Annotated in this window: 9 protein-coding genes; 6 read left to right on the forward strand and 3 right to left on the reverse strand. The window is 34.5% G+C overall.

The genetic code is table 11. The features are described 5' to 3' along the window. The first annotated feature begins 39 nt into the window (after nucleotides 1-39). Nucleotides 40-597 carry a DUF4367 domain-containing protein gene (locus tag CLLU_RS16565; RefSeq protein ID WP_106010880.1) on the forward strand — a complete coding sequence of 186 codons (558 nt, stop codon included), beginning with the start codon at nucleotides 40-42 and terminating at the stop codon, nucleotides 595-597. Between the two features lie 168 nt (nucleotides 598-765). Here CLLU_RS16565 and CLLU_RS19380 read toward each other — a convergent pair whose 3' ends face one another. Further along, complete coding sequence (locus CLLU_RS19380) at nucleotides 766-1662, reverse strand: sigma 54-interacting transcriptional regulator (RefSeq protein ID WP_106010881.1); 897 nt, start codon at nucleotides 1660-1662, stop codon at nucleotides 766-768. A 609-nt stretch (nucleotides 1663-2271) separates the two neighbouring features. Between CLLU_RS19380 and CLLU_RS16575 the strand changes: the two genes are divergently transcribed. From CLLU_RS16575 to CLLU_RS16585, 3 genes are read left to right on the forward strand one after another with little or no spacing between them, the layout of a single operon-like run. Beyond that, nucleotides 2272-3861, forward strand: a complete 1590-nt coding sequence (locus CLLU_RS16575; protein WP_106010882.1) for an acyl CoA:acetate/3-ketoacid CoA transferase — start codon at nucleotides 2272-2274, stop codon at nucleotides 3859-3861. A 27-nt stretch (nucleotides 3862-3888) separates the two neighbouring features. Then, entirely contained in the window at nucleotides 3889-5253 is a 1365-nt protein-coding gene (locus tag CLLU_RS16580; RefSeq protein WP_106010883.1) for a short-chain fatty acid transporter, read from the forward strand. Nucleotides 5254-5280: 27 nt separating this feature from the next. Then, nucleotides 5281-6216, forward strand: coding sequence for a 3-hydroxyacyl-CoA dehydrogenase family protein (locus tag CLLU_RS16585; RefSeq protein ID WP_106010884.1), 936 nt, complete (start codon nucleotides 5281-5283; stop codon nucleotides 6214-6216). Between the two features lie 96 nt (nucleotides 6217-6312). On the opposite strand, the gene CLLU_RS16590 is transcribed toward CLLU_RS16585, so the two are convergent. Further along, a complete protein-coding gene (locus CLLU_RS16590; protein WP_106010885.1) occupies nucleotides 6313-8028 on the reverse strand; it encodes a sigma 54-interacting transcriptional regulator in 1716 nt (571 codons plus the stop codon). 228 nt (nucleotides 8029-8256) lie between these two features. On the opposite strand from CLLU_RS16590, the gene fsa reads away from it, so the two are divergent. Both fsa and wsfD read left to right on the forward strand, forming a co-directional pair. Next, entirely contained in the window at nucleotides 8257-8907 is a 651-nt protein-coding gene (fsa, locus tag CLLU_RS16595; RefSeq protein WP_106010886.1) for a fructose-6-phosphate aldolase, read from the forward strand. 139 nt (nucleotides 8908-9046) lie between these two features. Next, nucleotides 9047-10495 carry a glycan biosynthesis hexose transferase WsfD gene (gene wsfD / locus CLLU_RS16600; protein ID WP_242977717.1) on the forward strand — a complete coding sequence of 483 codons (1449 nt, stop codon included), beginning with the start codon at nucleotides 9047-9049 and terminating at the stop codon, nucleotides 10493-10495. A gap of 14 nt (nucleotides 10496-10509) precedes the next feature. On the opposite strand, the gene CLLU_RS16605 is transcribed toward wsfD, so the two are convergent. Then, entirely contained in the window at nucleotides 10510-11136 is a 627-nt protein-coding gene (locus tag CLLU_RS16605; protein WP_106010887.1) for a cobalamin B12-binding domain-containing protein, read from the reverse strand. Nucleotides 11137-11322 lie beyond the last annotated feature (186 nt).

Here is an 11322-nt window from a genome sequence, read left to right on the forward strand (position 1 = left end):
ATTAAAATATATACCATTATAGGATAGGAATGAGATTTTATGAACAAATTAAAGTATAAAAAAATAATTCTCGCAGTCACATTAATATCCGTTATGTTAATAGTAACATCTGTATTTGCATTTAATAATATAAAAGAATCAAAAAATACTAACGATTCAACCTCATCAAATAAAACTATATCATCAAAGAATTTTAATAGCCGATTAACAGATTTTAAAACTGAAGATGAAATTAATAAAAACATAAAGGTTAAAATTAAGGAACCTAAATATAAGCATGCAAATATGAAACAAATAAATGTACAGGGTCAAAGACAAAATAACAGCTTAGGTTCATTTGATTTAATTATGATGACATATAAAGGAGATGATGAAAAATACATCAGAATACAAGAAGCTCAAGATACAGGAAAACCAGAAGATTTATTAACTAACTCAAAGAAAATATCCATTAATGATACCGACGCATGGGTTTACGGTGATGAAAAAGGTGACAATTATAAGCAGATTATGTTTTGGAAAAATGGAACATATTATAATGTTGCATCAGATATAAAACTAAATGAATTAATAAAAGTAGCAGAATCAATAGAATAATAAAAATAATATATACTAATTTCATGTCTGAAAAATGTTAGAGCTGCCGCACTAAAAAATTAGTGCGGCAGTTTAGAGTACTACAGTATTTTCACAGCCCAAGCAAATCATTAAGTTTGTCTCTAAAATTCTCCAATGTTTCTTTTAAATCATAAGAGAATCTGATATTTATTTCATCACTGCTTTCCAAATTTTTTGACTTAAGCATATTAAAAATAATCTGTTCATTTTTGTTGCACATATAATACGCACATTCACCGGAATGTTCCTGCTTCCCCCAACTCTTCTGATTTCGTTTTCCTGAAGCACCCTTAAAAGTTTCGTCTGAAAATTCAAGGAAATTTCACCTATTTCATCCAAGAATAGAGTACCGTTGTGAGCCAACTCAAATAATCCTTTTTTACCACCCCTTGCAGCACCTGTAAATGCACCATCTTCATAGCCGAATAATTCACTCTCAATTAATGATTCACTTAGAGATGCACAATTAACAAATATGAAAGGTCCATTATATCTTTTACTTTCATTATGAATACTTTGTGCAAATAACTCTTTTCCCGTGCCAGTCTCTCCATAAATAATCACAGTTTCATTTGACTTTGCAAATTTGGCCGCTTTTGTTTTTATATCATCCTGACCTATTATATCAGTAAATTTATACTTGGCTCTAAATTCTGAATTATTCTTAGTCACTGAACTGGTACCTTTTTTATTTATTAAAAATACACTTCCAACATATTTTTTATCAACATTTACTGGAATTTCTTCATATCTACTTTCATCTAAAATTTTATACAGATTTTCCTGGGTTATATCTGTATTATAATATCTAAACAATCTTTCTATATTGGAATTAAACAATAAATTACCGGTTTTATCTGTAAGGGCAACTCCCTCTTCCGCCCTGTTTAACAAAATTTTTATCTGTTCATTTTTATATCTGCTGATAAAATCATAGTTCAGTATATTTGTACATAACGACAATGCATTTACAATAGATTCTTCTCCAGACTCAATCAATTCTGCATATATCCCAATTTTTCCCGCCTCATGCTGCTGTAACATCACCGATTACAGCAGCAATGTGCTCTTTTTCTGCAAGATATTTCACTTTCATTTTGACATCATTTTCTCCAAAAAATACCGTTGGAGCGGACACGGCTATAAACTGGAAGCATTTTTGATAAATCATTTCTCAAAATTAAATCAGATTCCTTTCTGCCAGGTAGTCACTGACAATTTACCTTCCCTGGGACTTCAAGAAAAATTGGGAATGTCTTTATCATCCCAATTGACCTATTGGCTTTTTGATTAAATCAATTGATTTCTAAGTTAAAAATATTTACATGTAAACTTTTTATACACTTTTCTGAAACTGAGTCATTTGAGTCCATGAAAGGACTAATATAATATACGTGAATATATATTAGACATAAAAATATATAAAAATTTTATCCAAAAACTTCCACTGCTTAATATCCCCAGCTCCTACAAAACTGGGGATATCTTGCTCTGTATAAGTTCCTCCAGGGCCTCGTGAAAAACAGGAACCATCACAAGCAAACTCCACCTGCACCTGAGAATCATTTGACTTCACATCTCTAAATTTGGCATGATAGTTGCTGTGTTATAGTGATGTAATATATTTTATCTCATATAAAGGGGGATTTAATCATGAAATCAAAAGTAATGTCTAGAGACAAGGCAGTTAAATTGATAAAAGATGGCAGTACTGTTGCAGTAGGTGGTTTTGTGGGATGTGCACACCCGGAGGATATTACATCTGAAATTGAAGAAGAATATATAAAAAATCATACTCCTAAAAATCTAACATTGATTTTTGCTGCAGGACAAGGTGACAGTGCTGACAAGGGACTAAATCATTTTGGACACAAAGGATTGGTCAGCAGAGTAATAGGCGGACACTGGGCATTGTGTCCCAAGCTTCAGGAATTGGCCCTTGAAGACAAAATAGAAGCATATAATCTGCCTCAGGGGGTCATATCACAATTATACAGGGATATTGCCGCTAAAAGACCTGGAACTATAACCCACGTTGGTTTAAAAACCTTTATAGATCCCAGACTTGAAGGTGGAAAATTAAATAAAATTACCAGAGAAGATATAATACAGCTTCTAAATATAGGTGGAAAGGAATATTTATTTTATAAAACCATACCATTGGATGTGGTAATTCTAAGAGCCACCTATGCTGATGAATTTGGAAATGCAACCCTGGAAAAAGAGGCCGCAATATTAGATGCTACTGCCATGGCACAAGCTGCAAAAAACTCCGGCGGCATAGTAATTGTACAGGTAGAACAGGTAGTATCCAAAGGTTCACTGGATCCTAAAAAGGTAAAAATTCCCGGAATATATGTAGACGCTGTCGTTGTATCAGAACCTAAAAATCATATGCAGACCTTTGGGGAAAGCTATAATCCCTCATATTCCGGTGAAGCAAAATTTTTGATGAATTCAATAGTTCCCATGCCGCTTAATGAGAGAAAAATCATAGCCAGAAGAGCAGCCATGGAACTTGTACCAAATTCTGTAGTCAATCTGGGCATTGGCATACCGGAAGGATTAGCTATAGTTGCAAATGAAGAAGGCATTGCAGATGAAATGACATTGACTGTAGAATCAGGCGGAATAGGCGGAATACCATCAAGCGGATTAAGTTTTGGCGCTTCAACTAATCCTCAGAGCATACTTGATCAATCAAGTCAATTTGATTTTTATGACGGTGGAGGTCTTGACGTGGCATTTTTAGGCCTGGCCCAGTGTGACAAGGACGGCAATATAAACGTAAGCAAATTCGGGCCTAAAATTGCCGGATGCGGAGGATTCATAAATATAAGCCAAAACTCTAAAAAAGTTGTATACTGCGGAACATTTACAGCAGGTGGACTGAAAGTAAAAGTAGAAAATGGAAAACTCAATATAGAAAAGGATGGTAAGTTCAATAAATTCATAAGTACTGTGGAACAAATATCCTTCAGTGGAGAATATGCCCGAAGCATTGGACAGACAGTGCTTTATATAACTGAAAGAGCTGTATTCAGGTTGACAAAAGACGGCCTTGTTTTGGAAGAAATGGCTCCAGGTACAGAACTGAAAAAAGATATACTGGATCACATGGACTTCAGGCCAAAAATATCTAAAGATTTAAAATTAATGGATGAAAGGATATTCAAAGAAGAGCCTGTAGGAATAAAGATTGAACAATTATCAAAAGAACCTGCAGACCTAAGCAGTGTATAAAATAAATTAAGGGAGGAAGTGAGATTTTTGTTTAAAAAAATCACCAATGCATGTGTAATTCTAGTACAGAAATATCTTCCGGATCCATTTCTGTTTGCATCAATACTTACCGTAATAGTTTTTATAGCCGGTATTGCAGTAACCAGGCAAAGTCCCATGGATATGCTTATACACTGGAATTCAGGATTCTGGGGACTGCTGTCCTTTTCAATGCAGATGGCTTTAATAGTGGTCACAGGTCATACCCTTGCCAAAACTCCTGCAGTAAATAAGGGTATTAAAAAAATAGCTTCCATACCCAAAACACCCTTCCAGGCTATAATAACAACTACGGTTATTGCCGGCATAGCATGTTGGATAAACTGGGGTTTTGGCCTTATACTTGGAGCGATACTCGCAAAGGAAATAGCTAAAAAAGTTCCCAAAGTGGACTACAGACTTTTAATTGCCTCCGCATATTCCGGATTTGTAGTATGGCACGGCGGGTTATCCGGTTCCATACCACTTACTATTGCAGCCGGAGGACCGGATGTAAAAACCGTAAGTGCTGGAATCATAACTTCCGCTATACCTACCAGCCAGACCTTGTTCAGCCACTACAACCTGTTTATAGTGATACTAATTCTGGCAACCATGCCCCTTGTTAACTGGTTTATGCATCCAAAAGGAAAAGATGCATTTGTGGTAGATCCAAAAAAATTACAGGACGAACCATTACCCGTAAAAAATTCAGGTGAATCCAAAAGTGAAATGACACCTGCTGAAAAACTGGAAAACAGTCCCCTGATCTCGGTGATCATAGGGTCCATGGGTGTGATATACACTATCTACTATTTTGCAACCAAAGGATTTAAATTGGATTTAAACGTAGTTAACTTCACATTTTTGTTTTTTAGTATACTTCTCCATGGAACTCCGCGGAAATTTCTAAGTGCTGCGGCTTCCGGTGTAAAATCCAGTACTGGAATAATCATCCAGTTTCCATTCTATGCCGGAATAATGGGAATGATGATAGGGACAAATGCTATGGGAATTTCTCTTGGAAATACCATTTCTTCCGGACTTATAAGCATAGCAACTCCCAATACTTTCCCCATATTCACCATACTGAGTACAGCACTGTGTACCATATTTATTCCCTCAGGAGGCGGAGAGTGGGCACTTCAGGCTCCAATAATCATGCCGGCAGCTTCGCATCTCGGCGTCAGTACAAGTGTAGCAGCTATGGCAATATCCTGGGGTGACGCATGGGCCTGCTTGATACAGCCGTTCTGGGCACTGCCCGCACTTGCAATAGCCGGACTCGGTGCAAGAGATATAATGGGTTTTTGTATAATAGATCTGTTCTACACGGGTATAATTATACTTGGAACTTTTTTGCTGATAGTTTAAAATGATAAAAAGGGAAGTGATTATAACATGAAAATTAAAAATATATCCATTTTAGGTACCGGAACTATGGGACACGGAATAACATTATCTTCTGCTATGTCTGGTTTAAATGCAACAATGTACGGACGAACAGACGCAAGCCTGGAAAGAGGATTCAATGCCATAAACCAGGATTTGAATCGTCTGGAAGAACAAGGTGAATTAAACCATAGTGATTTTAAAGACATATTGAGCAGGATAAGGGGAGTTAAAACTGTTGAAGAAGCTGCTGAAAATGCAGATTTTATAATAGAATCCCTTGCCGAAGATTTAAACGTCAAGAGAGATTTTTTTCAAAAACTGGATGAGCTGTGCAGTGCCGATGTTATTCTCGCCACAAATACCTCCGGACTCAGTCCTACAAAAATAGCCGAAGTTACAGTACATCCAGAGAGAGTGGTAGTAGCCCATTTTTGGAATCCGCCCCAGCTCATTCCACTGGTAGAAATAGTACCAGGAGAAAGAACCTCCAAGGACACTGTATTAAAGACAAAAGAATTAATTGAATTTATAGGGAAAAAGGCAGTGTGCATGGAAAAGGAATGTGCAGGTTTTATAGGAAATCGGCTGCAGCTTGCACTTCTCAGAGAAGCCATGTATATAGTAGAACAGGGATGGGCAAAACCTGAAGAAGTAGATAAGGCCATGGAATATGGACATGGAAGAAGGCTTCCTGTTACAGGTCCCCTGATGAGTGCCGATATGGGAGGTCTGGATATATTTTATAATATATCATCCTATCTATTCAAAGAGCTGTGCGATTATAAAGAGCCCTTTAAACTGATGAAAGAAAAAATTGAAAAAGGCGATCTTGGCAGCAAAAAGGGAAAGGGATTTTATAAATGGTCAAAAGAAGATCTGGAAAAGAAGCAAAAGGAACGTACACAGCTCCTTCTATACTTCCTGAAAAAGGATAATGATTAAATTCACTTGATTTTAAGGTCCAGATGGAGTCTGCTTATAATAATGCTTTTATCCACCTGAACCTAAATCTATGATACAAAACCTGCCGCTGCAGTATCAAGGCTTCAAATTATATTCTCTTATTTTTTTATAAAGGGCCGCCCTGCTTATCCCAAGTATGCCGGCGGTTCTATTTTTATTCCAGTGATTTCTGTTGAGACATTTCCCGATAACGTGTTTTTCAACTTCTGAAACTATATCCTTTAAAGAATCACCCGTATCACCGTAATTTTTATAATTTTTAAATTTGCTTCCTGTCAATCTCTCTGGAAGGTGGTCCACTTTTATTACTAAATCCGAATCCAATAAATCCACCGCTCTTTCGATGATATTTTCCAGTTCTCTTACGTTCCCCGGCCAGTTGTATGACATAAGACAGTTCACAGCTTCATTTGATATACCTTCCACATATATACCTAACTGAGAAGCTATTTTAATTCTTAAGCTATTGGCAAGCAGCGGAATATCTTCTTTTCTTTCACGCAGAGGCGGAAGATTTATTCTCATAACATTGAGCCTATAATAGAGATCTTCCCTAAACGTACCTTCTTTTACACTATCCTCCAGTTTTCTATTGGTAGCTGCAATTATCCTTACATTGATTTTCTTTATTGTATTCCCGCCCACTCTTTCAATTTTTCTATCTTGAATCACCTTAAGCAGCTTTACCTGCATATACATAGGCATGTCACCTATTTCATCTAAAAATATAGTGCCCCCGTCAGCCAGTTCAAATTTTCCTTTTTTGCCCCCTTTTTTAGCTCCGGTAAAGGCTCCTTCCTCATAGCCGAATAATTCCGATTCAAACAATTCAGAGGGTATTGCCGCACAATTTATTTCTACAAAAGGACCAAGATACCTGCTGCTTGCATTGTGGATTCCATGGGCAAACAATTCCTTTCCAGTGCCGGTTTCACCGGTTATAAGCACATTGGAGTCAGTTTTTGCCACCTTTAAAGCCATTGATTTTACTTCCTGTATTTTAGCAGAATTGCCTGTGATATTCTCAATGGAATATTTTGCTTTTCTCTCCTTTCCAAGTTCATTTTTATACACTTGAATTTCTCTTTCCAAATTATTCAGTTTTTTGCTCAAAGCATGGAAACCCCCTATATCTTTAAATATAACTTTTCCCACAGCTCCTATGATTTTATCTCCCTCTTTAATGGGAACACGCATGGCAATCATCTTGTTGCCCCTTATTTTTTGTATATCACCTATTTCTGCTTTTCCATTTTTTATTATTTCATGTAATCTTGTATTTTCTATTATATCCCGCACATCCTTGCCTTCAGGAGCACTGCATCCCAAAAATTCTTTATAGGCCTTGCTCATCATTGTTATAATACCGTTTTCATCAACTAGAACCAAGCACTCATTAAGTGCATTTATTATAGTGTTTAGAATATCTATATAGATTTCGTTGTCAATTAATTTTTGCTGCATTTTTTTATTATTCGTTATATCCTCAAAGATTGTAATTGCTCCCTTAATTTTGCCATCAATGATCACAGGGAGCCTGCTTGTTATGAATTCTCTATTATTTGCAAAAAAACTCTTGTTTAATTCATTCCTGCCGGTTTTTAAAATTTTATTTAATTTTGTCTCGGGAATCACATCTTCTATATATTTTCCCATATCTTCCTTTAAATTAATTGAAAGCAGTTCTTCAGCTCTATTATTAGCTATAATCAATTTCCCGCTTTCGTCTATACCAAGTAAAGCTTCATTTATATTTTGTGCTATCAAATCAAAACATTTTTCTAAAAACATGAATAAACACCACTCTTCGATTTAATTCTATAAATAAGTTTATGCTATGTCAACAAAAAGTACAAAGTTAAAGTTGACCTTATCAGGCAATAAATCATCATCTGCAATTTTAACTTTACACGGAAACTACTACAAGTTGCTATAAAAATAGATATAGGTTAAAATTAGTAAAAGTACTAAGTGTAAAAACATCTATATTATTTTTAATATTCAAGGAGGTTTAAAAATATGAAATTATTTATAGATACTGCCAATGTAGATGAAATACGAAAGGCCAATAAAATGGGTATAATCTGCGGGGTTACTACAAACCCTTCATTGATTGCAAGGGAAGGCAGAGACTTCAAGGAAGTTGTAAAAGAGATAACTACCATAGTAGATGGCCCCATAAGTGCAGAAGTCATAGGTCTTGAAGCTGACAAAATGGTGGAGGAAGCTAAAGAATTAGTTAAAATACACAAGAATATAGTGATAAAAATTCCTATGACTCCTGAAGGCTTAAAAGCAGTGAAGATTCTTTCAAAAATTGACATAAAGACCAATGTGACACTGGTATTCTCTTCTTCTCAGGCATTACTTGCCGCAAGAGCTGGTGCAACTTATGTAAGTCCCTTTATTGGAAGGTTAGATGATATAGGAATGAATGGAATCGAACTCGTAGAACAGATCGTTTCCATATTCAAACTTCACAATATAACTACTCAAATTATCTCAGCCAGCATAAGAGGACCCCTCCATGTTATTAATGCTGCAAAGGCAGGATCAGACATTGCAACAGTTCCTTATAAAGTTCTGATACAGATGAGTAAACATCCTTTGACAGATATAGGAATACAGAGGTTCCTGGATGACTGGAAAACAGTACCTAAAAATTCTTAAAAAACAGATCGATAGTTTTTCTATAGACAAAATACTTTATGCTGGAAACTCTTGATTTCCAGCTGATTTAATATATTCATATAATATTTATGTTATTATATTATATGTACTTATTATATGGAAGAGGTTATAGATATAAATGATTATGCGAATGTACAATGTTATAAGAAAACATTACATTGAAATAATAATTTTAATGTTTATAGCAGCAATATTGATAAAAACCCTTTTTATCAATCCCATTATAGGTAAATGCAATAATGGAGATTTTGGTAGATTGACCGTGTACGGCGGGCTTTCAGATTTATCTAACATTTACAGTGAAATTTATGATAGATTTGTTCATATACATTACTTGATATCAGGTTCAAAAGAAAATTTATTTCTTTTATTCTTTTATAAAAACTGGGTATCCGAGAGTATACTATTGAAGTTTGCAGTATTTATATCTCTGTTTACACACGGATTTAACAATAATTTATTTGATATAAGATACCTGGCATTTGTATATTCAGTAATGTTCATGCTTGCAGTATTTCTCATAATTAAATTTAAAAAATTTTCTGTTTTCCAAAAAATAATATTGGGGATTTACATTATTCTAGTTTTTACAGATACCTCTTATATATCCTATTTCAACTCATTTTTTGGTGAAGCAGGAACTATTGTGTTTTTTTTCTTAAATATAGGAACATACATAAACTTGATAAATAAAAGCAGCCCCAGGACAAGAGATTTTGTATATTTTTTTATGGCCTCCTGCGGTTTTTTAACTTCCAAGGCACAGGAACTGCCCCTGCTTGTTTTTATGCTGATAGTGTACCTGGGTTTATATTTTTACTATACTGAAAATAAACAGAGAAAATGTATTATAATATCCTCTATACTTGTGATTACCGTATGTTCTGCTTCATATCTCTCATTGACAGATACCATGAATCGAAACAATATGTACCAGGCGGTCTTTTCAGGTGTTCTGAGAGGTTCTAAAAACCCGGAAAAAGACTTGCAGGAATTGGGACTGAACAAGAAGTTTATAGTTTTTTACGGAAAATCCTTTTATGACAGACATTCCGGCAGTGACCCCCTAGGGAAAGAAATGCTTACAGATTTTTATCCAAAGGTCTCTCCTGTAAAAATATTATACTTTTACCTCAGCCATCCAGATAGATTCTGCCAAAAAATAGTTGAATCCGCAGATAATGCTTATGCATTTTCAATGCCTGATAAAAGCAATTTTCCCAGAGGTCAATATGATCCTAATAAGAAAGTAAATACTTTCAGAACAGGACTTGTAAAAAGGTATATTAAATTGCATCACAACATCTACATGTATATTTCTTTTTCTGCAATCTACTTATGTATAACGATTTTTTACTTTAAAAGAAATAAAGATAGATCTGTACGCCTGCTTTTGTTGATGTTAATCTTCATTTTAGCATCAGGAGCATCACAGTTTATCCTGCCCGTCATTGGATCCGGGCATGGAGATTTTGGCAAACATTTATTTTTATTGAATTTGACTTACGATGCCATGTTTGGAATTTCTATATTATGGTGTCTGAATACTGCTAAAAAATTATTATAGGGTAAGTGTATAATTTAACTCATATCATATAACTTTTTACAGTATTCAGTAGTTTCCTGAATGGTTTTACACAACATGTCAGCCTTTACATATTTACGTACATACTCGTCTAAAGGTCCTCCTCCAATTAAAATCTTCAAATCTTTTCTAAAGCCTTTATTTTCAATTGATTGTATGCATTTCCTCAAATTATCAAAACAATTTGTAAGAAGGCATGAAATTCCTATTACCTTGGGTTTATATTGTTCAATTGCTGCTATAAACTCTTCAGTACTCACATCTGTCCCCAAATCTATCACATAAAAGCCATTACTTCTCATGACAGTAGCAACAATATTTTTACCTATATCATGTATGTCTCCATATATAGTTCCTATAATAAAATTTCCATACTTTGAAGTGCTTGGAGGAAATTTTTCCCTAGTCATCTGTGAAACTTCCTTAAATATTTCCCCTGATATAATGAGTTCAGACATAAAATATTTTTCTTGCTCAAAATTTTTTCCCACAATTTCAATACCCTTCTGTAAGTCTCGAATAATTTCCAGTACCGGAACATTACTTTTTATAAGAGATTTCACCTCTTCAATAACCATATCTTCATCCAATTCCGCCATTGCTTTTATAAGTGCTTTATTCATAAGACATCCCTACTCCCTAATCTACAAAAATAAATCTTTATATATAAACTATCATAAAAATATAAATAAAACATCATACACAATGAATAAATTTCAATATAGAAATAAACATTATGCACATTTTACATATATTTTCTTAATTTTATTTAAATTTTAAATTCATCATAATTATTTATAAATTATATC

The organism is Clostridium luticellarii (genome assembly GCF_002995845.1).
Taxonomy (GTDB): Bacteria; Bacillota; Clostridia; order Clostridiales; family Clostridiaceae; genus Clostridium_B; species Clostridium_B luticellarii.

Coding starts and splice junctions, on each gene's coding strand:
- CLLU_RS16605 (WP_106010887.1), bottom strand. CDS start 11,136: ATGAATAAAGCACTTATAAAAGCAATGGCGGAATTGGATGAAGATATG.
- wsfD (WP_242977717.1), top strand. CDS start 9,047: ATGATTATGCGAATGTACAATGTTATAAGAAAACATTACATTGAAATA.
- fsa (WP_106010886.1), top strand. CDS start 8,257: ATGAAATTATTTATAGATACTGCCAATGTAGATGAAATACGAAAGGCC.
- CLLU_RS16575 (WP_106010882.1), top strand. CDS start 2,272: ATGAAATCAAAAGTAATGTCTAGAGACAAGGCAGTTAAATTGATAAAA.
- CLLU_RS19380 (WP_106010881.1), bottom strand. CDS start 1,662: ATGTTACAGCAGCATGAGGCGGGAAAAATTGGGATATATGCAGAATTG.
- CLLU_RS16565 (WP_106010880.1), top strand. CDS start 40: ATGAACAAATTAAAGTATAAAAAAATAATTCTCGCAGTCACATTAATA.
- CLLU_RS16585 (WP_106010884.1), top strand. CDS start 5,281: ATGAAAATTAAAAATATATCCATTTTAGGTACCGGAACTATGGGACAC.
- CLLU_RS16590 (WP_106010885.1), bottom strand. CDS start 8,028: ATGTTTTTAGAAAAATGTTTTGATTTGATAGCACAAAATATAAATGAA.